Below are 22,394 nucleotides of genomic sequence, written 5' to 3'. Positions count from 1 at the left end.
ATATTGTCTATCACGCCAATTGCTGGCTGAACAGTCCTGGCGATAATTTGAGTCCTGCCGACAAGGAGGCTCGAACAAAATGAATGCCGTTACCGCAATCCCGGCTGCTTCCAGCGACCAGGCGCTGGCCCATTTCGAACAGGAATTCCGCTTCGAAACCGATTGCTGGGACGTCCATGAGGCGTTGAAATCGGACAACCCCGGCTTTGTCCTGCTGGACGTACGCTCGCCCGACCTGTTTGCCGCCGGGCACGTTCCCGGAGCGGTCCACCTGCCCCATGGCAAGATCATCGGCTCGAAAATGGCGCAGTGGCCCGAAGATACGCTGTTCGTCACCTATTGCGCGGGTCCGCACTGCAACGGCGCGGCGCGCGGCGCGATCCGGCTGGCCCAGCTTGGACGCCCGGTCAAAATCATGGCCGGCGGCATGACCGGCTGGATCGACGAAGGCTATGCGCTGGAAAAGCTGGCGGTGGCCGCCTGAACGGCTAGGCGGCCTTTCTTGATTGCCTGGCCGCCTCGGCCTCGACCAGCGGATAGAGAATCCGGTTTTCGCGTTCGATGCGGGCAGCCAGGGTCATCATCAGTTGATGCGCGCTTTCACGGAATTCCCCGATATTGCCGGCAATGCTGGCCGAGCACGACCAGCGACGCGCGAAGCATTCGAGCTCGATAGCCAGCCCTCCCATTTCTTCGACAAAGCGCTGTGCAGTGCGGGCGACCAGCGGGTCGCGAGCGGCGGTCAGCGCCGGATAGAGCTCGACATCTTCGTGGGCAAAATGGACTCGGAGCAGGCCGAGCAGACGGTTCAACTGCATCAACAAGGGGATGGCGGCGCTACGCGGATCATAATGATCGACCAGCTCGATCAGCCGGTCGGCCATGGCGAGCGCGTCATCATGTTGGGCGCGGAGGATGTCGATCTTGACCATCGGCCCACATTGCGCGGGCGCAGCTTTCACATTGCTTGGGCTTCGGTCCATTGCGGATGCAATTGTCCGTGCTTGGAATAAGGCGCCAATGTCTGCATAGCGTGCGTTCATGCCCCTGACCGCAGCCGCCTCCGCCCGCGAGATATTGACCGGCCTGCACGATGTGATGGCCAAGCGCGGGTCGGCGCAGGCCAAGCTGGACAAGGTCGTCGACCTCATCGCCGAGGCGATGCAGAGCGAAGTCTGCTCGATTTACCTGCTGCGCGAGCGGGCGCTGGAGCTGTTTGCAACCCACGGCCTGCGCAAGGAAGCAGTCCACGTCACCCGCCTGTCGATGGGCGAAGGCCTGGTCGGCACGATCGCCGAAGAGGGGCGGGTCCTCAATCTCGCGGAGGCGGCCAGCCATCCCGAGTTCGTCTATCGCCCCGAAACCGGCGAAGAGCGGTTCCACAGCTTCGCCGGCGTGCCGATTATCCGCCGCGAAGCCGCGATCGGGGTGCTGGCGGTGCAGCATGCCGACCCGCGCCGCTACGACGATGTCGAGATCGAGGCGTTGCAGACCGTAGCGATGGTGCTGAGCGAGATGATCGCCAGCGCACGGCTGGTCGACGGCGCCCGCACCGCCCGCCGCGATGCCGGCATGCAGCGGATCGAGGGGTTGAAGCTGGTGACCGGCATGGCCAAGGGCGTCGCCGTGTTCCACCAGCCCAAGGTGGTGGTCGAGCATACCGTCGCCGACGACACCGAGGCCGAACGCACCCGGGTCTACACCGCGTTCCGCAAGATGCGCGAGCAGATCGACAATATGACCCGCGAGGCCGAGTTCGGCACCGCCGGCGAGCATAATGAGATCCTCGAGACCTATAAGATGTTCGCCTATGACGAGGGCTGGTCGCGGCGCATCAACGAGGCGATCGACAGCGGCCTGACCGCCGAGGCGGCGATCGAGCGGGTCCAGCAGCGCACCCGCGCCCGCATGCGCGAAATCGACGATCCGATCCTGAAAGAGCGGATGCACGATTTGGAGGATCTCTCCAACCGGCTGATGCGGATCGTGTCGGGGCGGATGGGCACCGCGGCCCAGACCGGCCTCACCAGGGACGCCATCCTGATCGCCAAGAATCTGGGCCCGGCCGAGCTGCTCGAATATGACAAGCGCCGGCTGAAGGGCGTGGTGCTGGAGGAAGGCTCGCTGACCGCGCATGTCACCATCGTTGCGCGGGCGATGGGCGTGCCGGTGGTCGGCCGCATCGACGACATCCGGCACATCGCCAACGAGGGCGATACGGTGCTGGTCGACGGCGACATGGGAGTGGTCGTAGTCCGGCCGAGCCGGCCGCTGGTCAACGGCTTCGAGCAGCGCATGTCGCTGAGCCAGAAGCGACGGGCGGAGTTTGCCGCGATCCGTGCTCTGCCGGCCGAGACCAGGGACGGCCAGCGAATCCAGCTGATGGTCAATGCCGGCCTGGCCGAGGACGCGGCGATGCTTGAAGCTGCCGGCGCCGACGGCATCGGCCTGTTCCGCACCGAATTTCAGTTTTTGATCGCCGCGCAGCTGCCGGGTCGCGAAAGCCAGCTTCGCCTGTACCGCAATGTGCTCGAGGCGGCCGGCGACAAGCCGGTGGTGTTCCGCACGGTCGACATCGGCGGCGACAAGGCCCTGCCCTACCTCGCCGAAGACGAGAAGGACGAGAGCGAGAATCCGGCGATGGGCTGGCGTGCGCTCCGCCTAAGCCTTGAGCGCAAGGCGCTGATGAAGGCGCAGGCGCGGGCGCTGATCGAGGCGTCGGCGGGCCGCACGCTCCGCATCATGTTCCCGATGGTCAGCGAGCCGTGGGAATATGAGGAAGCGCGCGCCTTGTTCGAAGAGCAGATCGCCTGGGCCAAGGGCGCCAAGCGCGGCTGCCCGAAGGCGGTCGAATTCGGCGCGATGCTGGAAGTGCCGAGCCTGGCCGAGATGCTCGACCTCTTGCTGCCGCGGGTCGACTTCCTGTCGATCGGCACCAACGACTTGACCCAATTCCTGTTCGCCGCCGACCGCGCCGACCCGCGCCTGGCCGAACGCTACGACTGGCTGAGCCCGGCGATCCTGCGCTTTCTCCGCCGGGTCAACGGCGAGGCAAAGGCGGCCGGAGTCCCGGTGCGGGTGTGCGGAGAAATGGCCGGGCGCCCGTTGGAAGCAATGGCGCTGATCGGCATCGGCATCGATAGTTTCTCGATCACCCCGGCGGCGGTCGGCCCGGTCAAGGCGATGGTGCGCTCGATCGATGCCGCGGCGGTGCGCGAAAAGGTCGAGGCGCTGCTCGCCAAGCCGCCGCCCAAGATGCGGAAATCGCTCGCCGATTGGGCCAAGCGGCACGGCGTCGCGATCGGCTGATTTTTCACTTCGAACGGCGGTTGACAGCAGGGCGTCGGCTCCCGACAACGGCAAAGGGCCAGGCGCTCAAGCGCGTGGCGCCCGAGGGGATAACAATGGACGAGACGGAAGCTGACGACGTCATCACGGTCGGCCAGCGCCTCAAGGAAGCTCGCGAAGCCAAGGGCCTGTCGGTCGAGGATGTCGCCGCCCAGACCCGGATTCCGACGCGGCACCTGACCAGCCTTGAACAAAGCGATTGGGACAAGCTTCCGGCCGCAACCTACTCGATCGGTTTCGCCAAGAATTTTGCCGGAGTGGTCGGCCTCGACCGCACCGAAATCGGCGACGCGCTACGGGAAGAAATGGGTGACCGCCTCGCCGCGGCGGTGCATCCCGAAGTCTATGAAGCGGTCGACCCGGCCCGCACCATGCCCAAGGGGCTGGTGCTCGGTGCGCTCGGCCTACTCGTGCTGGTCGTGCTCGGCCTGATGTGGTTCAGCAACCGGTCGATGCAGCCCGACCAGGCCGTCGCCGACGCATCCAATGTCGCCGCGCCAGCCCAGGCTCCGCCAGCCGCACCGCCGCCGGTCGCGGCGCCCGCCGCCGCCGGCCCGGTCGTGTTGACCGCGACAGCTCCAGCCTGGATCCAGGTCACCGATGGCGGAAAGTCCTTATTCTCCGGCGAGCTGGCGCCGGGCCAAGCCTACACGGTCCCGGCGACCGCGACCGCTCCGCTGCTGAAGGCCGGCAAGCCCGAAGCGCTGCGGGTCACGGTCGGCACAGCCGTCGCGCCGCAGGTCGGCCCCGCGGGCAAAATTGCGTCCAACGTCAGCCTGCTCCCGGCCGATCTGATGAAGGGACCGGCACAGCCGGCAGCCGCGCCAGCGACTATTGAACCGGCCGCCCCAGGCACGCCGCAGTCCAATGTAGCGGCGCCCGCCACCACCAACTGATTCACCTAAGCGACAGCGAATGTCAGCCATGCTCCCCCTGCCAAAACTCGCCAATCCGAGGATCATCATGCGTTTCCGTTCAGCCCTACTCCTGGTTGCCGCCTCCGCCATCGCCCTCAGCCCCGCCGCGGCGCAGCGCAAGCCGGCGACTCCCGAACAGCGGATCGACCGGCTCGAGCGCCAGGTTCGCCAGGTCCAGAAGCAGGTATTTCCCAAGGGCCAGCCGGCCGACACCGCGCTATTCAGTGACGATCCCGCAGCGACGCAGGATTCGGTCAACAGCCTCAACGGTCGGCTCGACGCGGTCGAGCGCCAGCTCGCGGACATCCTTCGCCAGTCGGAGGAGAACGGCAATCGCGTGGCGCAGCTGGAGGCCGAGGTCGCGCGGATGCGTGCCGACAGCGACCGCCGCCTGAGGGCGCTGGAAACGGCACCGGCGGGCGATGACCAGGCGTCAGGCGGGCAGGAATCCGCGGTGCCTGTCGAGGAAGTCGCGCCGCCGCCGTCGCGGCCCAAGGTCGAGCGCGCGGAAGCCAAGCCGGCGGCGCTGCCGGCCATCGACGGGGCCGACCCGGCCGAAGCCGCCTATGACGAGGGCTTCCAGCTGTGGAACGCCGGCAAATATGACGCGGCGATCAAGTCGCTGCAGGCGTTCACCAAGAAATATCCGGACCATCGCCGTGCAAGCTGGGCCTATAACCTTGCCGGCCGCGCCCTGCTCGACAAGGGTCAGCCGCGCGCCGCAGCGGAGGCGCTGCTCGCCAATTACCGCCGCGATCCCAAGGGCGAGCGGGCCCAGGACAGCCTGTTCTACCTCGGCCAGTCGCTGATGAAGCTCGGCCAGCCGGGCCAGGCCTGCAAGGCCTATGCAGAGCTGGAAGACGTCTACGCCGCCAATCTCCGCGCCCCGCTCAAGGCCGCGCTGCCCGGTGCCAAGTCCGAGGCCAAGTGCAGCTAGGATGACCGTCGCGGCCGAAGCGATTGACCGCTTCGCCGCCGATCTTGACGCGCTGATCGCCCCGGATTGCCGCATCGGCATTGCAGTGTCGGGTGGCCCCGACAGCCTGGCGCTTTTGCTGCTGGCCGCCGAGGCAAGGCCGGGACTAGTCGAGGCGGCGACGGTCGATCATGGCCTGAGGCCGGAAAGCGCCGCCGAAGCAGCGATGGTCGCCGGTCTCTGCGAACGGCGCAACGTACCGCACCGAACCCTGGTCGCCGACTGGGCCGAGCCTCCCGCCGCCAATATCCAGGCCGAGGCCCGGGCGATGCGCTATCGCTTGCTCAACGATTGGGCGATCGAGCGCGGGCTGGCGGCAGTCGCGACCGCCCATCACGCCGACGACCAGGCCGAAACGCTGTTGATGCGGTTAGCGCGCGGCGCGGGTGTCGGCGGGCTGGGCGGGACGCGCGCTCGGCGAGCTCTGTCCGAAGAGGTGCTGCTGATTCGACCCTTGCTTGGCTGGCGCAAATCGGAGCTGGTAGCGCTGGTCGAGAGTGCCGGGCTGACCCCGGTTGACGATCCCAGCAACCGCGACCCCAGGCACGACCGCAGCCGGATCCGCCAATGGCTGGCCCGGACCGATTGGGCCGATCCGGCACGGCTGGCGGTCAGCGCCTCGGCGATCCGCGACGCCGACGAAGCACTCGACTGGGCACTGGCGCCGCTGATCGCCTCACGCATCAAGCAGGATGGCGGCGCGCTGCTGATCGAGCCGTTCGACCTGCCGCGCGAACTGAAGCGGCGGCTGTTGCTGGCGGCCTTTGCCGAACTTGGCGCGGTACCACCGCGCGGGCCCGACCTCATCCGTGCGCTGGAGGCGCTGGATCGCGAGGAAACCGTCACTTTGTCCGGCCTGAAGCTGGAGGGCGGGACATTCTGGCGGCTCTCCCTGGCGCCGCCGCGGCGCTCCTGACCAAACGCCCACGCGATATTTTCGACGAAATACCAAGCTGTTCGTTGCACGGCCGTGACGGACTCGACCTCACCGTGGTTTTCGTTAAATTTCCCTTCAACGACTCAGTGAGAGTCGCGCTTCGCTTGGGGAGGGGCGCCTTGGAAACAGATATTCGCTTTTACCGTCGTCGCGCATGCGAAGAAATGAGCGCCGCGTCGCGCGCCGTCACCCCGCAAGCCCGCGAGCGCCGCCTCCAGCTGGTCAACGTCTACCTCGACCGGTTGAAAGCGCTGAACGCCCCCTCGCCGTTCGAGGATGAGCACAATCCCGGCTCGGCCTTCGCCTGGACGCATATCCAGCGGCAGTCGGAGCTCGCGTAGCAACGCCCCACTCGTTCCATTGTCATTAAGGGGAATGCGCCTATTTTAAGGGCGCAACCAAAGGAACGACTTCGTGGACGACAAACCGACCGACAAAAAGCCCGGCAATCCCTGGACCAAGTCGCTGCTGATCTGGGTAGCGGTGCTATTCGGCCTGGTGCTGTTTGTCCGCGCGTTCGACAGCAGCAGCAGCGCGGCGCAGGGCGAGCCGCTGGCCTATTCGGATTTCATCAACCAGGTCGACGAAGGAAGTGTCCGTTCCGTCACCATCGCCACCTCGTCAATCGGCAATGTCACGATCAGCGGCAAGCTGGCCGATGGCAAGACGTTCCGCACGGTCGCACCGCCCAACACCAACGTCGCCGACCGGTTGGTCGGCAAGGGCGTGGGGGTCGCGGTCAAGGCCGAAGAGCAATCGAGCGTCTGGCTGATCCTGCTCTACCAGTCGCTGCCGTTCCTGCTGATCCTCGGCATCAGCTTCTTCGTCATGCGCCAGATGCAGAAGAATGCCGGCGGCGGGGCGATGGGCTTCGGCAAGAGCCGCCACCGGCTGCTCAACGAGAAGCAGGGCCGGGTCACCTTCGCCGATGTCGCCGGCATCGACGAGGCCCGCGAAGAGCTTCAGGAAATCGTCGAATATCTGAAGGATCCGGGCAAATTCGCCAGGCTCGGCGGCAAAATCCCCAAGGGCGCCCTGCTGGTCGGGTCACCCGGCACCGGAAAGACCTTGCTGGCCCGCGCCATCGCCGGCGAGGCGGGCGTGCCCTTCTTCACCATCTCCGGTTCGGACTTCGTCGAGATGTTCGTCGGCGTCGGCGCGAGCCGCGTCCGCGACATGTTCGAACAGGCCAAAAAGTCGGCCCCGTGCATCGTCTTCATCGACGAAATCGACGCGGTCGGCCGCCATCGCGGCGCCGGTCTCGGCAATGGCAATGACGAGCGCGAACAGACGCTCAATCAGCTGCTGGTCGAGATGGACGGCTTCGAGGCCAATGAGGGCATCATCATCATCGCCGCGACCAACCGGCCCGACGTGCTCGACCCGGCGCTGCTCAGGCCCGGCCGCTTCGACCGCCAGGTGGTGGTGCCGCGTCCGGACATCGACGGCCGCGAGCAAATCCTCCATGTGCACATGAAGAAAGTGCCGCTGGCGCCCGACGTCGACCCGCGGGTGATCGCCCGCGGCACGCCCGGCTTCTCCGGCGCCGACCTCGCCAATTTGGTCAACGAGGCCGCGCTGCTGGCTGCACGCAAGGGCAAGCGGCTGGTCGCGATGAGCGAGTTCGAGGAAGCCAAGGACAAGGTCATGATGGGCACCGAGCGGCGCTCGATGGTCATGACCGAGGACGAGAAGAAGATGACCGCCTATCATGAGGCCGGTCATGCCGTGGTCGCGCTGCACGAGCCGGCGTCGGACCCGATCCACAAGGCGACCATCATCCCGCGCGGCCGCGCGCTGGGCATGGTGATGCGCCTGCCGGAACGCGACAATTACAGCTACCACCGCGACAAGATGTACGCCAACCTGGCGGTGTCGATGGGCGGCCGCGTCGCCGAAGAAGTGATCTTCGGCTACGACAAGGTCAGTTCCGGCGCCTCGTCGGACATCAGCTATGCCACCGGCCTCGCCCGCGACATGGTGACCCGCTGGGGCATGTCCGACGCGCTTGGCCCGCTGCAATATGCCGAGGCCGACGAGGAAGTGTTCCTCGGCTATTCGGTCAATCGCCAGAAGAACATGTCGAACGAGACCGCCCAGGCGATCGACAAGGAAATCCGCCGGATCGTCGAGCAGGGCTACGACCGGGCGAAGCATTTGCTCGAGGAACATCGGGGCGAGCTCGAGACTTTGGCCCAGGCGCTGCTCGAATATGAGACCTTGTCGGGCGACGAGATCAACAAGGTACTGGCCGGCGAAAGCATCGACCGTGGCAGCACCAAGGGGCCGGCCTTGCCGTCGGCCGGATCGTCGATTCCCAAGGCCAAGCGGCCCAACCCGGGCATTGGCGGAGCGGCCCCGGCCGCAAGCTGATCGCCTCTGTTAAACTGGCATTCAGAGCCTCCCTGCCCTAGTCGTCGCGACGCCGGCAGGGAGGTTTTTCATTATGCGGTTTACCGTCGGCGTGCTGCTGGCCCTGTTGCTCGCTGCCCCTGCCCAGGCCCAGGACGTGGAGCATTTCCTGAAGCGCGTTGACCGTCTGCTGGCGCGCGGCCCGTTCGCCCTGTTCAGCCGCGACTTTTATCGGATGAAAGCAGAGGTGGAACGGGATGGCGACGCGCTGAAACTTGAATATGCCAGGGAGAAAGCTGCCGGGCGACCGACGGCATTTTGTCCACCGGCCAAGGGCAAGCCGCGGGTCAGCAAGGACGAATATGTCGCCGCGCTCCGCGCCGTTCCGCCGGCTAGGCGGGCCACCACCGACACGCGCGACGTGCTGCGGTCGGTGCTCGAACGAAAATATCCCTGCCAGAAGGCCTGACTGGCCGTCTACATCGCCCCGATTGCGACGGTGGCGGCGGCGAACATGCCGGCGGCGGCGAAGGCAAATGTCACCAGAGCGCAAGTCCTGAGGATCGCATTGGTCCGCCCTAGTTGGTAGGCTTCCTTCAGCTGCCGGTACATGTGGAACGGCGGAACGAAGAAGAGCAGCCCGGCGTAGCCGGACGCGCCAAGCGCCACCATCAGGCCGGCGGTAATCACCAGCATCATCATGAACGACAGCGAGTAAGTGACGAACACGGTGTGATCGTACAGCCGGTAACGGCGGCTGAACGGAAACAGCAGCCACAGGAACGGCACCGATAGCGGAATCAGCAGCCAGCTATATTTGGACGCAGCCTCCTGGACTCTCAGCGAAACCGCTTCCGGATTTTCCTTCGCATTTTCGATAAATGGCTTGATCCAGTCCGGCGCGTCGTCGCCGGGGTCCGTGGTTATGATGGACTTGCCGCTAAGCAGCTTTTGCGCGGCGTCGACCTCGGCCTTCTTCTCGGCGATCTCGCGGTCAAGCCTGGCCAACTCTTTCGCGTCATTCCCCGCCGACTTGCGCTCGGCCACCAGCCTCGCGACCGCCTTTTGCTCGGCAGCAATTTCCGTCTTGATCCCCTCTTTAGCGCTGACTTTGATGTCAGGCTTGCCATCGGTGCTGAAGGTGCCGTTGAAATTGAGCACCGCGAACATGGCGAAGACGGTGAACAGGTAGAGGGCGATCGGCGAGATGAACCGGGCGCGTTCGCCGGCGATATAGCGGCAGGTCAGCTCGCCCGGGCGCCAGGCCAGCATCGGCAGGGTTCGCCAGAACTTGCCTTCGAAATTCAATACACCGGCAACAAAGTCGCCCATGAAGGCTTTGAGCGATCGATGGACATGCGCCTTTTGGCCGCAGGCCGAGCAATAGGGACCGGTCAGCGGCGCGCCGCAATTGAGGCAATTGGTCTCGTGGGTATGGCCATCAGCCCCCGCTTCGCCGGCGCTCGGCTCGACCGCGCGGGCCAGCATGCCGCCAGTCACCGCGTCGCCAATTGCGTCCCATTCCCCCATCGCATCCCCCTGGCTCCCTCTTACCCTGCGACGGGAGCGCGTGCTAGCGCATCGCGCATGGTACGGCGCATCGGCCTCCTCGGCGGAAGCTTCAACCCGGCCCACCGGGCGCACCGGGCGATGAGCCTGGCGGCGATGGACGCGCTCGACCTCGACGAAGTGTGGTGGCTGGTGTCACCCGGCAATCCACTGAAGGACCAGGTCAGTGACATGGCGCCCTATGACGCCCGCCTTGCCTCGGCCCGGATCATGGCCCGCCGCAGCCGCATCCGGGTCAGCGATTTCGAGGCCCAACATGGAACGCGGTACACCATCGACACGCTGAAGCTGATCATGCGCCAATGGCCGAAGCATCGCTTCATCTGGCTGATGGGCGAGGACACTGTGGCCCAATTCCACCAGTGGAAGCACTGGCGCGCCCTGGCGCGCACGGTCCCGATTGCGGTGCTATCGCGGCCCGGTTATGATGACGATGCCCGCGCGGCGCGCGCGATGGGCTGGTTGCGGCGGTTTGTCCGCCCCGTAGACCAGGCAAGGAATTGGACGGAATGGAGTGTACCGGCGATTAGCTTCCTTCGCCTGCCACCCGACCGAACATCCGCAACACAGCTGCGCGCACGTAACCCTGACTGGCACCGCCGAATTTCGTCATCCCGGCGAGGCATAGTCCATCCTTAGAGGAGTCCCTTTGGCCGATCCCAACAATGCGCCTGCCGCCCCGACCCATTCGGTCGACGTGGAGGCGCTGCACAGCCTTGTCATGAAGTCGCTCGACGACGACCAGGCCGTCGAAGTGGTGACCATCCCGCTAGCCGGAAAATCGTCGATCGCCGACCATATGGTGATCGCGTCCGGCCGCTCTTCGCGGCAGGTGGCGTCGATGGCCAACAAGCTGGCCGACCGGATCAAGCAGGAATTCGGCCGGCCAGTCCGGATCGAGGGGCTGCCGGTCGCCGATTGGGTGCTGATCGATGCCGATGACGTGATCGTCCACCTGTTCCGGCCCGAGGTCCGCACCTTCTACAATCTCGAGCGCATGTGGGCGTTCGGCGACGAGGGGGCGCCCAGGGCGGCCGCTCCCGGCGCCTGAAGCGCCCAAAACCTAGCGTGCTGCTGCACATCATCGCCCGGGGAAAGATCGGCCGGTCGCCCGAAGCGGAGCTGACCGAGCGCTATTTGAAGCGGATCAACTGGCCGACCAGGATGACCGAGCTGCCCGACAAGGGCGGCAGCCCGCCGGAAGCGGCGTCAAACAGCATCAACGTGGTGCTCGACGAGCGCGGCAAGTCGCTCGGCTCGATAGAATTTGCCAGGAAGCTGGAAGGCTGGCGCGATACCGGCCGGCGCGAGGCGCGCTTCTGGATCGGCGCGGCCGATGGCCATGACACGGCCGTGCGGGATCAGGCCGACCTGCTGCTGTCGTTCGGACCGGCGACCTGGCCGCACATGATGGTGAGAGCCATGCTGGCCGAGCAATTGTTTCGCGCGACCAGCATCCTCGCCAACCATCCCTATCACCGGGAAGGCTGATGCGCCGCGTCATCATCCTCCTGGTTGCAGCGGCGCCGATCATGCTTGCCGCCAGCGGGCCGGTCGCGCCGCAAGGCGTGACGGTCGACACAACGCTGGCGCAGGCGCAAGCCGAGGCACGCGCGGCGACCAAACGATTGGCCGAACTCGAGGGCCAGGCCGCCAATGCCCAATCCGACGCGGACCGGCTGAAGGCCGAGCAGACGGCGGCGGCGGCGGCGATCGAGCAAGCCGAAGCCAGTATCGGCGAAGCTGATGCAAAATTGCGGCTTGCCCGCGCCCAGTCGACGCTCGCCGAACGGAGGCTGGCCGAGCGCCGAGCACCGTTGGCGGCGCTCCTCGCGGGCCTCACAACCATGGGCCGGCAACCGCCGCTGCTGACGCTGGCCGATCATGGCTCGGTAGATGAGCTGGTCCGGGTCAAGGCGCTGCTCGACGCGACCATGCCGGTGATCGAACGGCGAAGCGCGGCGCTCAAAGGCCAGTTGGCGGAACGGCGGCGGCTCGAGGCAGCGGCAAACACGGCTCGCTCCGAGCTGGCGAAAGGGAAGAAATTGCTTGGCCAGCGGCAACAGCGCTTCGCCGAGCTGGAGGCCAAGGCCGCCGATCGCGCCAATCAGCTCGCCGGCGAATCCTTCGGGGCCGGCGACCGTGTCATTGCCAGCGGCGAGGCATTGGCGAGCGTCGGCGCGGCAGCGGACCGCCGCCGCGCGGCGTTGCGCAATGCCGGCGACGTGGCGGCGCTCGGCCTCGCCCCGGCTCGGCCTATGCGCGGCGATTCCGCCCTGCCGCCGCCCGATTTCGCTTACAGCCTGCCGGTCGCAGCGACGCTGAGCGACGGCATCGGCTCGGTCAGCCCGGCCGGAATCGTCTCGCGCGGCCTCAAGTTCGATACGCCGCGCGGCGCGGCGGTGATCGCCCCCGCCGACGGCAAGATCTTGTTTGCAGCTCCCTACCGCGGCCAGGACGGGCTGGTGATCATCGGCCATGGCGGCGGCTGGACCAGCCTGCTGCTCGGCGTAGCCAGCGACAAGCCCAAGGGCTCTGAGGTCCGGCGAGGTGAACTTCTGGGCCGGGCGCTGGGGCCGGTCGGGGTCGAATTGAGGCGAAATGGCCAGCCGGTTTCGCCCGCCTTAATCGCAGCTTCATCTGTTCCGCTGTCAAATGGCAGCGAGAATCGCTAATTATATACGACGTGCCCTGACAGGAATTGATGTGATGCTACGCCTTGCCAAGCTTCTCCCGCCCCTCGCGCTGGTCGGCGCCCTGGCGATGGTCCCGATCGCGACGACGGCGATGGCCGCGGCCGAGACCGATACGCAGAAGGAGCTGGAGACTTTCTTCAGCGTGTTCGAGCGGGTCCGCGCCAACTATGTCGACAAGGTCGACGACCACACGCTGATCAAGGGCGCAATCGACGGCATGCTGGCCGCGCTCGACCCGCATTCAAGCTATGCCGAGGCGGCTGACTTCACCCAGCTGAAGACCACCACCGACGGCAATTACGGCGGGCTCGGCCTCACCGTCTCGACCGAGGATGGCGCGGTCAAGGTGATCGCTCCGACCGAGGACTCCCCGGCCGACCGCGCCGGGATCAAGGCCGGCGACTATATCACCCACCTCGATGGCGAATTCCTCTACGGCTTCTCGCTCGACGAGGCGGTCGACAAGATGCGCGGCAAGCCCGGCACGACGATCAAGCTGACCATCGTCCGACCCGGCCGCGACAAACCGTTCGACGTCTCCGTCACCCGCGAGCGGATCGAGCTGAAGCCGGTCAAGTGGGAAGTGAAGGACAATGTCGGCGTCATCAACATCAACGGCTTCTCGGCCCAGACCGGCGCGATGACCCGCGAAGCGCTGCTGGGGATCGACAAGGCGACCGGCGGCCGCGCGCTCGGCTATATCGTCGACCTGCGCTCCAACCCCGGCGGCCTGCTCGACCAGGCGATCGAGGTCAGCGATGCCTTCCTCGAGCAGGGCGAAATTGTGTCCGAACGCGGCCGCGAGGCCAATGACATCGAACGCTTCTATGCCAAGCCGGGCGACCTTGCCCATGCCAAGCCGGTGATCATCCTGGTCGATGCCGGCACGGCCTCGGCGGCGGAGATCGTCGCGGGCGCGCTGCAGGATCATCGCCGCGCGATCGTCATGGGTGAGCGCAGCTTCGGCAAGGGTTCGGTCCAGAGCGTGATCCAGACCGGGCCGCAGTCGGCGCTGCGCCTGACCACGGCGCGTTACTATACGCCGTCGGGCCGATCGGTTCAGGCCGGCGGGATCGATCCGGACCTCGCCGTGCCGCAGCTCAGCGACGAGGATTACAAGTCGCGGCCCAAGCTGCGCGAGGCCGACCTTCGCCGCCACCTGGTCAGCCAGGCCAAGATCAAGGACGAGGTGCTGGAATCTGACGATACGCCGGATCCGCGCTTCCTCCTGACCGCCGCCGAGCTCGAGAAGAAGGGCGTCAAGGATTATCAGCTCGATTATGCACTGAAGACCCTGCAGCGGCTGGCGCCGCCGCCGGTCCAGATCGCCGCCAAGAAACCCGCGCGCTAATGCTGGCGACGGCGGGGCCGGAGAGCGCGGCGCGCCTCAAGCAGGCACGCTTGCTCGCGCTGCTGATTCCGGCCGGACTGCTCGGCGGCGCGCTGCTCTCGCAATATGTCGGCGGGCTTTACCCGTGCGAGATGTGCATCTGGCAGCGCTGGCCGCACGGGCTGGCGATCCTGCTGGCGCTGATCGCGATGATGTCGCCGATCAGGGCGGGCCGGACCCGGGCCATCGTCGTGCTGGCGGCCTTCCTGGTCGCGGTTTCGGGCGCGATCGGGGCGTTCCATGCCGGGGTCGAATATGGCTGGTGGGAAGGCATTACCCGCTGCACCACCAACGGCGCTGCCAGCCTGGAGGATATCCTCAAGGTGCCGCTGGTGCGCTGCGACCAGGTGCAATGGTCGCTGCTGGGCATTTCGCTGGCCGGCTTCAATGCCATCATCTCACTGGCCGGAGCGGCGGCGATCGCGGTGCTTGCCCTGAAGCGGCCGTCATGAGCGGCTGGCGGCCCGGAGAAAGACGGTCCGACCGGGAATCGATGCTGCGCGTCAACCAGGCTGGCGAATATGGCGCGACGCGCATTTATGCCGGGCAACTGGCGGTGCTGGGCCGAGGTTCGGCCGTGGCACACCAGATCGCGCGGATGGCGGCGCAGGAGCAGCGCCACCTCGCGCGATTCGACAAGCTGATGGCCGAGCGGCGGGTGCGGCCGACCGCGCTGCAACCGCTGTGGAGCGTCGCCGGCTTCGCGCTGGGCGCGATGACGGCGATGATCAGCGAGAAAGCGGCGATGGCCTGCACCGACGCGGTCGAAACCGAAATCGACCGCCACTATTCGGAGCAATTGGCCGCGCTGGGCGACGAAGATCCCGAATTTGCGGCGGATATCCGAGATTTCCAGGCCGAGGAGCTGGAGCATCGCGAAACAGCGCGCGCGCATGGCGCGGAAGAAGCCATCGCCTACCCGTTGCTGACCGGCGCAATTCGTGCCGGCTGCCGGTTGGCAATCGAGCTTTCGAAACGCATATGAGATGAAACGGCACTGCGGTTCGACCGCTTTGGCCCTTCACAAGAGGACGTGTGACATGTCGAAACTGCCGTTCCTGACCATTGCCGCCAGCGGACTTGCCCTTGCTGGCCCGACGCTGCTCGCGCCTGCCCTGGCGCTGGCCCAGAGCAGCAAGGTCAGCGAAATCATTGTCTACGGCACCGATCCCTGCCCGCGCTCGACCGACGACGAGGTGGTGGTTTGCGCCCGCAAGCCGGAGAGCGAGCGCTTCCGCATCCCCGAACGCTACCGCCAGACCGGCCCGCGCCAGACGCGCGAAGCCTGGGCCAACAAGGCGACCGCCTTCGAAACCTATGGCAAGACCGGAATCCAAAGCTGTTCGCCGGTCGGGCCGGCCGGCTTTACCGGCTGCCAGCAGCAGCTGATCAACCAGGCGTTCAAGGAGCGCCGTGAGCAGTCCAGAGAAGGCTCGGTCCCTGAGGAGTGAGCCTTACGGCTTAGCCTTCTCCGCGGCGATCCAGGCGTTGACCTGCGCTTCCAGCGCATCGAGCGGCACCGCGCCCTGGCCAAGCACAGCATCGTGGAAATGCCTGAGGTCGAACTTGGGCCCAAGTTCCTTTTCGGCCCTTGCCCTTAGTTCGCGGATCTTGAGTTCGCCCAGCTTGTAGGCCAGCGCCTGGCCGGGGTTGGAAATGTAGCGGTTGACCTCGGCGTCGATGTTGGCGTCGGTCAGCGTCGTATTGTCCTTCATTAAGGCGACGGCCTGCTCCTTGGTCCAGCCCTTGGCATGGATGCCGGTATCGACCACCAGCCGCGACGCGCGCCACATTTCATAGCCCAGCCGCCCCATGTCCTTCTGCGGCGTGTCAAAGAGGCCCATCTCGATCCCGAGCCGTTCCGAATAAAGCCCCCAGCCCTCGACGAAGGCGGTGAAGAAGGCGGTGTTGCGCCGCCAGTCGGGCATTTCCAGCTCCTGCTGGAGCGCGATCTGCATATGGTGGCCCGGAACCGCTTCATGAACGGTCAGCGCCGGTATCTCCCATAGCGGCCGCTGGTCGAGCTTGCTGGTGTTGACGAGATAAAAGCCGGCGATTCCGGCGGCCGGGCTGCCCGGCTGATAACGCGCGGTGGTGTCGCCCGGCGCGGTCGCCGCCGGCATCGGGCGGATGCCATAGGGTAGCCGCGGCAACCGCCCGAACAGGCTCGGCATCTTGCCGTCGATGGTCTTGGTCATCAGCGCGGTGGCCTTGAGCAGATCCTCCGGCGTGGTGACGAAGTATTTGGGGTTGGTCCGCATGTCGGCGATCATCGCCTCGCGGCTGGCAAAGCCGGCCTTGGTCGCGACATCGACCATCTCGGCACGGATCCGTGCAACCTCCCTCAGGCCGAGCTGGTGGATTTCTTCGGGAGTGAGGTTGGTGGTGGTCTGCGAGCGGACCTGGAAGGCATAATATTCCTTGCCCTGCGGCATGGCCGAGACGCCGACGCTCTGGCGGCATTTGCCCTTCAGTTCGCGATCGTAGAGGTCGGCGAACCCCTGATAGGCCGGGTTGAGCCGGGTGGTGATCAGCGCCTTGGCCCGCGCCTGCAACGCGGCCCATTGGGCGGCGTCGATATTGGCCGGCCGCTGCCCCGCGAATGGCCCGTAGAAGCGCGATTGCGCCGGGTCGGCGGTGATGTTGCCGGTGATAGTGCCGGCAAAGCCGCCCATCGTGACGCATGGCTGGACAAAGCCTTCGCGCGCCGCCTTGGCGCTGATTTCGCCATAGCTCTTCATCCGGTCGGGAACCTGTTCCAGCCGGGCGAGAAAATTGTCGTAATCGGCGTAGGACCGGAACGGGATGTTCTCGCCCATGCCGGCGAGATTGTCGTGATAGCTGCCAAGCGTCGAGTAGAGCAGCTGCCGCTCGCCGTAGCGATTGCCCTCGATTGCGTCCTCGAGCTGTCGCTTCAGCACCGCGCGGTTGGCCTGTTCCGAGGCTGGGAGCGAGGCAGCCGGAATGACGTCCAGCCGCTTCAGGAAGGTCGTATTCTCCGCCGCGATCCGGTCGAACTCGGCCAGGCTGAGCGGTGCCAGCTGGCGGTCATATTGCTGGACGCCGACCGAGCTGGCGAAGGTTGGATTGTCCTTGAGCGTCGCCGCCCAATAATCATTCTGGAGCTTCTGGAAATCCTCGACCGGCCCGGCAAACGCCGGCGCTGTAACCGCGAGCATCGTTGCAGCGAATAGTGAGATGCGAAGGCGCATGGCGATCCCCCTGAGTTGGCGCCGCGAACCTAAGCGACGTTCAACCGCTGGCAAGCAGCGATTCGACGAAACGACATTGGCCACTGCATATGGGCGGCGTAGTGGGACCGCCGAGGAAGGAAGAACAAATGACCCTGAAGGCAAAGTTGGGCCTGTCCGCAATCGCCGCCGCCGCGATCGCCGCGCCACTGACAATCAGCTGGAGCGGATCGGCAGAAGCCGCGACCAATGTCCCGCCAGCCGCGCTGGTCGTACCGGCCACTGGACATCGCGAAGTCGCGGTGCTGGCCGGCGGCTGCTTCTGGGGGATTGAGGGCGTCTATGAGCATGTGAAGGGCGTCAGCGACGTCACCTCCGGCTTTGCTGGCGCAAGGGCATCTGGGGCCAGCTATGAACAGGTGTCGACCGGCACGACTGGTAATGCCGAAGCCGTGCGGATTGTCTTCGATCCGACGCAAGTCAGCTATGCCCAATTGCTGCGGATCTTTTTCTCGGTGGCGCACGACCCGACCGAGGTCAATCGCCAGGGACCGGACACCGGCCCGCAATATCGCTCGGCCATTTTTCCCCAGAATCCAGCCCAGGCGAGAGTGGCAAGGGCCTACATCGCCCAGCTAGGCAAAGCGCATGTGTTTGGCCGGCCGATAGCCACCAGGATCGAAAGCGGCGGATTCACCGCGGCCGAAGCCTATCACCAGGACTTCATGCGCAAGAACCCGAACTATCCGTACATCGTCTTCAACGACCGGCCGAAGGTCGCCGCGCTGAAGCAGCAGTTCCCCAACTATTGGCGGGGATAGGCTAGCCGCTCAGAGCCCGAAGCGGATGGTTCCCCGGACCGTGGTCGGCGCGCCCGGCGCGATGTTGTTGTCGCTATTGGCGGTCGGGAAATAGCCGGCGCCGAAGATATTCTCGACGTTGACCTGCGCCTCGACCTCTTTGCTGATCTTGTAGAAGATCGCCCCGTCGACCCTTGTATAGCCGGGCAGTTTCACCGCGTTGCTGATGGTGGCGAAGGACTTGGACCGGGCGATTACGCCAAGGCCGACACCCAGATCTTTGGTGACGTCGTAGCGGTTCCAAAGCGACAGGGTATGGCGCGGTACCAGCGGCACCTTGCAATCGCCGGTCGAGCACGCGGTGGTCGCCTCGGTCACCTCGGCCTTCTGCCAGGCGTAGCCGGCCGACACTTGCCAGCTCTGGGTGACATTGCCGGACAAGCCGAGTTCTAAGCCCTTGCTGCGCTGCTTGCCGCTCAGCTCGAACACGCCCGGGCTGACCTGGAAGCGCGTATTAGTGCGATCGAGCTGGTAGATGGCGGCGGTGGCCAGCAGGCCTTCGACCGGCTGCCATTTGGCGCCGATTTCGTAGTTGTCGAAGCGCTCGGGCTTCAGCGCCTCGGTGCTAATGTCGAGGCTGCCGAACTGGTCGCCCGACTGCGGCAAATAGGAACGGCTGAAGCTGCCATAGATTGAAAGCTTGTCGTTTGGCTTGAGCACCACGCCCAGCCGCGGCGACCAGAGTTTATCAGTGCGGCTGAATTCGCCTCCGTTCGGCAATGGGCGGAAATCGTCGATGCTGAGCTTGAAGCTGTCGAAGCGCAGGCCGGCGACAATCTCGATCCAGTCGGCCGGGCGGATCTGGTCCTGGACATAAAGCGCCGCGACGGTCGCCTTGGTGCGGTTGTCGGCGTCGTTACCGGCGCGCGCAAAGCTGATCAGCCCGTCAAGGACGACCGTAGGGTCGCTCAGCGGAACAATGTTTGCGCCCGGGGCGAAGGTCCCGGTCTGGCGAAAGTTGCGCGACTTCTGGCGGCTGGCCTCGAAGCCGAACAACAAAGTCTGATCGATCCCGCCCAGCTTGTTTTCCCAGATCAGGTCGGTCTGGCTGAACAGGTTCCGGCGATTGTTGAGATTGTTGTAGGCGCCCAGCGTGACCGTGCTGGTTGCCCGGCTGTTGGCGTAGATATTCTGGTAGAATTTGTCGAAGTGACCGTAGGATATGCGGTTGCGCAGTGTCAGGCCATTCCCGAAATCATGCTCGGTGGCGATGGTGCCAATGTGCGCATCGACCTTGGCAAAGCTCTTGTCCGGATCGCCGAAGAAGACGCTGTCGAAGCCCTTCAGCGGCTCGTCGACTCCCGGATCGGCGACCGAAGGAACGCCACGATCGGCGGTGCGCCGGTCGTGGAAATATTCGTAGCTTAGGTCGACGCGCGTTGAATCGCCGGCCTGGATGCCGACCGTCGGATTGACGCCATAGCGCTTGAGGTCGACGTGGCGACGGAAGCTGTCGCCATCTTCGTAGAGGCCGTTGAGGCGAATGCCGACCTGCTGATTGAGCGGCTGGTTGACGTCAGCGGTCAGGCGGAAACCGCCTTCGCTGTCGCCGCTCAGCGCGAAATTCTGGAAATCAGAATGGGTGCTGCGCTTGAGGACGCGATTGACCACGCCGCCGCCGCCGCCGCGGCCGAAGATCATGGCGTTGGGGCCCTTTAGGACCTCGACCCGGTCGACATTGTAGAAATCGCGGAAATATTGAACGTCGTCGCGCACCCCATCGACGAAAAAGTCGGCGGTGCTGCTGTTGCCACGCAGCACGATCGTGTCGCGGTTGCCCTCGCCCGAATTGAAGCTGGCACCCGGCACATAAAGGACGACGTCGGAGATCGAGCGAAGCGACTGGTCGTCGATCTGTTCGGCGGTGATGACGCTGACCGCCTGTGGCACGTCCTTCAGCGGCGTGCATGTCTTGGTCGCCGCGCACGTATCCTTGGCATCATAGCCCTGGCGCTCGCCGACCACCACGATGGGATCGGCTTCGGCCAGCTCGACATTGCCGCTGCCGGCATCGGCGTCGGCCGCCAACGCAGGCGAGGCAAGGAAGCTGCTGGCAAGCAAAGCGGCAGCGGACACGCGCAACATGGAATGAATTCCCCTTCAACCGGATGGTCTGAAGGTCGACTAGCGTTAATGATAGTCATTCGCAATAGCGAATCTAACACGAAATGATCAGGCCCGCTTTTCCAGCCTGAGCGGCAAGCCGCCGGCGGGGCGGAGCGTGACCATTCCGGCCGGCCGGACCGTGTGCCCGGCTTCGGCAAAGCGCCACTCCGCGAGCCAAATTGCGAGGATGGTCAGCGCTTCGGCCATGGCGAACTGGGCGCCGACGCAGGTCCGCGGGCCGCCGCCGAACGGCAAATATTGGAAGCGGTGCTGGCCTTCCTTGTCGGCAAAGCGGTTGATCTCGAATGCGTCGGGATTGCTCCAATATTTGCGGTGGCGGTGGATCATCCACGGCCAGATCGAGACGATGTCGCCGGGCGCCACATCATGCTCGCCCAAGCGGTCGGCGGCGATGGCCTGCCGATCGAAGCGGGGCACCGGCGGATAGAGCCGCATCGACTCCTGTAGGAATAGGCGAAGGCGCGGGACGCGCTCGGCTGCGTCATCCACACCATCATCCAGTGCGGTCTGCGCTTCCGCGGCCAGCTCGTCCTGCAGGCCGGGTTGGGCGGCGAGCAGGAACAGCGTCCAGGTGATGGCGTTGGCCGTCGTCTCATGACCCGCCAGATAGAAAGTCGCGGCATTGTCGATCGCCAGTGCCCGCGCCTCATCGTCGGAGAAACGCTGTCGCAGCGCTTCGATCACCCCGGTCAGGAAATCGGGCGCGACCCGGCCATGCCAGCGGTCGTCGACCACCTCGGCCAGCGTGTGCCGCAGGAAGATCTGCCCGCGCTTGCCTGCCCTGCCCTTGGGCGTGACCGGGAATTGCGGCAGGCGCAGCAGCGCCAGCATCCGCGCCTCGGAGAAACCCTCGATCGCAGCGGCGATATGGGCCATCGAGGTTTCCGAGATCAGCCGCGGATCGCCGCCGAACAGGGCGAGCGCGATCACCGTCATGGTGGTGCGGGTGGCCTCCGCGGCCATGTCGTGCCGGCCATTGCTCCAGCGGGACATGGCTTCGCGAGCCGCTTGGACGAACATCGAACGCTGCGCCTCGACCGCGCCGGGCGAGAAACTGGCGGCGACGATCTTGCGCTGGTCGCGCCATAGCGCGCCGTCGGACGTCAGCAGTCCGCTGCCGATGATCGGATCGAGCAACGTCTTGACGATGTCGGGCTTCACATAGTTGGCGGCGTTGTCGAGCAGGACATGCTCGATCAAGTCCGGATCGAGCAGGATATGGACCCGGAAGCCGAGGATGTCGCGCTTGAGATAGTCGATCTCGAACGCGCGCTCCGACCAGCCGTAAACCGAGGTCCGCGTCCGTTCCCCGAAGAAGCCGCGCCAGGTCGCGACCGGCCTGGCCGGACGCGGTGGATAGGGAGGCACGAATTGGCGGTTCACTCGGCCGCCAATAGCTCCTCGGCCCCACCAAGGTCGACCGAGACCAGCCTGCTGACCCCGCGTTCGATCATCGTCACACCGTACAGCCGGTCCATGCGGGCCATGGTCACCGCATTATGGGTGACGATCAGGTAGCGGGTGTCGGTCTCGCCGGTCATCCGGTCGAGCAGGTCGCAAAAGCGGTCGACATTGGCGTCGTCGAGCGGCGCATCAACTTCGTCGAGCACACAGATCGGCGCCGGGTTGGTCAGGAACAGGGCGAAGATCAGTGCCACCGCGGTCAGCGCCTGCTCGCCGCCCGACAATAGGGTCAGCGATTGCAGCCTCTTGCCCGGTGGCTGGGCCATGATCTCGAGCCCCGCCTCGAGCGGGTCGTCGCTCTCGACCAGTTCGATATGCGCCTGGCCGCCGTCGAACAGGGTGGTGAACAGGCTGCTGAAGTGGGTGTTGACCTTCTCGAATGCATCGAGCAGCCGGACCCGGCCTTCGCGATTGAGGCTACCGATCGAGCCGCGCAGGCGCAGGATCGCCTGGGCCAGCTCGTCCTTTTCGGCGACATTGGCCTCGCGGCTGGTGTCGAGCTCGGCCAGTTCCTGCTCGGCGACGAGGTTGACCGGCCCGATCCGCTCGCGCTCGGCGGTCAAGCGA

22 protein-coding genes and 1 pseudogene are annotated in these 22,394 nt (G+C 65.5%); 17 read left to right on the top strand and 6 right to left on the bottom strand.

The features are described from left to right. The first annotated feature begins 79 nt into the window (after positions 1-79). Positions 80-484, top strand: coding sequence for a rhodanese-like domain-containing protein (locus Q0C64_RS08530; RefSeq protein ID WP_294122719.1), 405 nt, complete (start codon positions 80-82; stop codon positions 482-484). 4 nt (positions 485-488) lie between these two features. Here Q0C64_RS08530 and Q0C64_RS08525 read toward each other — a convergent pair whose 3' ends face one another. Next, positions 489-932 carry a hemerythrin domain-containing protein gene (locus Q0C64_RS08525; RefSeq protein WP_294122716.1) on the bottom strand — a complete coding sequence of 148 codons (444 nt, stop codon included), beginning with the start codon at positions 930-932 and terminating at the stop codon, positions 489-491. A gap of 109 nt (positions 933-1,041) precedes the next feature. Between Q0C64_RS08525 and ptsP the strand changes: the two genes are divergently transcribed. From ptsP to Q0C64_RS08490, 7 genes are all read left to right on the top strand, one after another. Further along, positions 1,042-3,309 (top strand): phosphoenolpyruvate--protein phosphotransferase, encoded by a 2,268-nt coding sequence (gene ptsP, locus Q0C64_RS08520; RefSeq protein ID WP_294122714.1) that lies wholly within the window; start codon positions 1,042-1,044, stop codon positions 3,307-3,309. Positions 3,310-3,404: 95 nt separating this feature from the next. Then, complete coding sequence (locus tag Q0C64_RS08515; protein WP_294122712.1) at positions 3,405-4,244, top strand: helix-turn-helix domain-containing protein; 840 nt, start codon at positions 3,405-3,407, stop codon at positions 4,242-4,244. A 67-nt stretch (positions 4,245-4,311) separates the two neighbouring features. Next, complete coding sequence (locus Q0C64_RS08510) at positions 4,312-5,202, top strand: tetratricopeptide repeat protein (RefSeq protein WP_294122710.1); 891 nt, start codon at positions 4,312-4,314, stop codon at positions 5,200-5,202. A 1-nt stretch (position 5,203) separates the two neighbouring features. After that, the gene (tilS, locus tag Q0C64_RS08505; protein WP_294122707.1) at positions 5,204-6,157 is read left to right on the top strand and encodes a tRNA lysidine(34) synthetase TilS; all 954 of its coding nucleotides are present in this window, start codon (positions 5,204-5,206) and stop codon (positions 6,155-6,157) included. 140 nt (positions 6,158-6,297) lie between these two features. After that, on the top strand, positions 6,298-6,519 hold the full coding sequence (locus Q0C64_RS08500) for a hypothetical protein (RefSeq protein ID WP_294122705.1): 222 nt from the start codon (positions 6,298-6,300) through the stop codon (positions 6,517-6,519). A 73-nt stretch (positions 6,520-6,592) separates the two neighbouring features. Next, a complete protein-coding gene (gene ftsH, locus Q0C64_RS08495; RefSeq protein ID WP_294122703.1) occupies positions 6,593-8,551 on the top strand; it encodes an ATP-dependent zinc metalloprotease FtsH in 1,959 nt (652 codons plus the stop codon). Between the two features lie 73 nt (positions 8,552-8,624). Next, positions 8,625-8,999 (top strand): hypothetical protein, encoded by a 375-nt coding sequence (locus tag Q0C64_RS08490; RefSeq protein WP_294122701.1) that lies wholly within the window; start codon positions 8,625-8,627, stop codon positions 8,997-8,999. A gap of 8 nt (positions 9,000-9,007) precedes the next feature. Here Q0C64_RS08490 and Q0C64_RS08485 read toward each other — a convergent pair whose 3' ends face one another. After that, entirely contained in the window at positions 9,008-10,060 is a 1,053-nt protein-coding gene (locus Q0C64_RS08485) for a DUF3667 domain-containing protein (protein WP_294122698.1), read from the bottom strand. A gap of 57 nt (positions 10,061-10,117) precedes the next feature. Here Q0C64_RS08485 and Q0C64_RS08480 point away from each other — a divergent pair, with 57 nt between their 5' ends. From Q0C64_RS08480 to Q0C64_RS08445, 8 genes are all read left to right on the top strand, one after another. After that, the gene (locus Q0C64_RS08480) at positions 10,118-10,738 is read left to right on the top strand and encodes a nicotinate-nucleotide adenylyltransferase (protein ID WP_294122696.1); all 621 of its coding nucleotides are present in this window, start codon (positions 10,118-10,120) and stop codon (positions 10,736-10,738) included. A gap of 82 nt (positions 10,739-10,820) precedes the next feature. Then, positions 10,821-11,150: a ribosome silencing factor gene (rsfS, locus tag Q0C64_RS08475; RefSeq protein ID WP_294122721.1), complete on the top strand. Its 330-nt coding sequence runs from the start codon at positions 10,821-10,823 to the stop codon at positions 11,148-11,150. Positions 11,151-11,167: 17 nt separating this feature from the next. Further along, entirely contained in the window at positions 11,168-11,590 is a 423-nt protein-coding gene (locus Q0C64_RS08470; protein WP_294122694.1) for a 23S rRNA (pseudouridine(1915)-N(3))-methyltransferase RlmH, read from the top strand. After that, positions 11,590-12,774, top strand: a complete 1,185-nt coding sequence (locus Q0C64_RS08465) for a peptidoglycan DD-metalloendopeptidase family protein (RefSeq protein ID WP_294122690.1) — start codon at positions 11,590-11,592, stop codon at positions 12,772-12,774. Before Q0C64_RS08470 ends, Q0C64_RS08465 begins: the two co-directional genes overlap by 1 nt. Before the next feature lie 34 nt (positions 12,775-12,808). Beyond that, positions 12,809-14,146 carry a S41 family peptidase gene (locus Q0C64_RS08460; protein ID WP_294122687.1) on the top strand — a complete coding sequence of 446 codons (1,338 nt, stop codon included), beginning with the start codon at positions 12,809-12,811 and terminating at the stop codon, positions 14,144-14,146. Further along, positions 14,146-14,637 carry a disulfide bond formation protein B gene (locus Q0C64_RS08455; RefSeq protein WP_294122684.1) on the top strand — a complete coding sequence of 164 codons (492 nt, stop codon included), beginning with the start codon at positions 14,146-14,148 and terminating at the stop codon, positions 14,635-14,637. Before Q0C64_RS08460 ends, Q0C64_RS08455 begins: the two co-directional genes overlap by 1 nt. Next, positions 14,634-15,170, top strand: a complete 537-nt coding sequence (locus Q0C64_RS08450; RefSeq protein WP_294122681.1) for a demethoxyubiquinone hydroxylase family protein — start codon at positions 14,634-14,636, stop codon at positions 15,168-15,170. Before Q0C64_RS08455 ends, Q0C64_RS08450 begins: the two co-directional genes overlap by 4 nt. 55 nt (positions 15,171-15,225) lie before the next feature. After that, positions 15,226-15,636 (top strand): hypothetical protein, encoded by a 411-nt coding sequence (locus Q0C64_RS08445; protein ID WP_294122678.1) that lies wholly within the window; start codon positions 15,226-15,228, stop codon positions 15,634-15,636. A 3-nt stretch (positions 15,637-15,639) separates the two neighbouring features. Here the strand turns inward: Q0C64_RS08445 and Q0C64_RS08440 are convergent, their stop codons facing one another. After that, positions 15,640-17,397 carry a DUF885 domain-containing protein gene (locus tag Q0C64_RS08440; RefSeq protein WP_294122675.1) on the bottom strand — a complete coding sequence of 586 codons (1,758 nt, stop codon included), beginning with the start codon at positions 17,395-17,397 and terminating at the stop codon, positions 15,640-15,642. 128 nt (positions 17,398-17,525) lie between these two features. On the opposite strand from Q0C64_RS08440, the gene msrA reads away from it, so the two are divergent. Further along, positions 17,526-18,197 (top strand): peptide-methionine (S)-S-oxide reductase MsrA, encoded by a 672-nt coding sequence (gene msrA / locus Q0C64_RS08435; RefSeq protein WP_294122674.1) that lies wholly within the window; start codon positions 17,526-17,528, stop codon positions 18,195-18,197. A gap of 9 nt (positions 18,198-18,206) precedes the next feature. Here msrA and Q0C64_RS08430 read toward each other — a convergent pair whose 3' ends face one another. The 3 genes and pseudogenes from Q0C64_RS08430 to Q0C64_RS08420 all read right to left on the bottom strand — a co-directional run. Further along, complete coding sequence (locus Q0C64_RS08430) at positions 18,207-20,321, bottom strand: TonB-dependent siderophore receptor (protein WP_294122671.1); 2,115 nt, start codon at positions 20,319-20,321, stop codon at positions 18,207-18,209. Positions 20,322-20,408: 87 nt separating this feature from the next. Then, entirely contained in the window at positions 20,409-21,746 is a 1,338-nt protein-coding gene (locus Q0C64_RS08425; protein WP_294122668.1) for a cytochrome P450, read from the bottom strand. Beyond that, positions 21,743-22,394, bottom strand: a pseudogene (locus Q0C64_RS08420) (chromosome segregation protein); the annotation flags it as partial. The pseudogene Q0C64_RS08420 and the gene Q0C64_RS08425, both read right to left, overlap by 4 nt.

The organism is Sphingomonas sp. (assembly GCF_023266535.1).
Classification (GTDB): Bacteria; Pseudomonadota; Alphaproteobacteria; order Sphingomonadales; family Sphingomonadaceae; genus Sphingomicrobium.
Note: the sequence above shows the minus strand (reverse complement) of the source record. Positions and strands in the feature narration are given on the sequence as shown.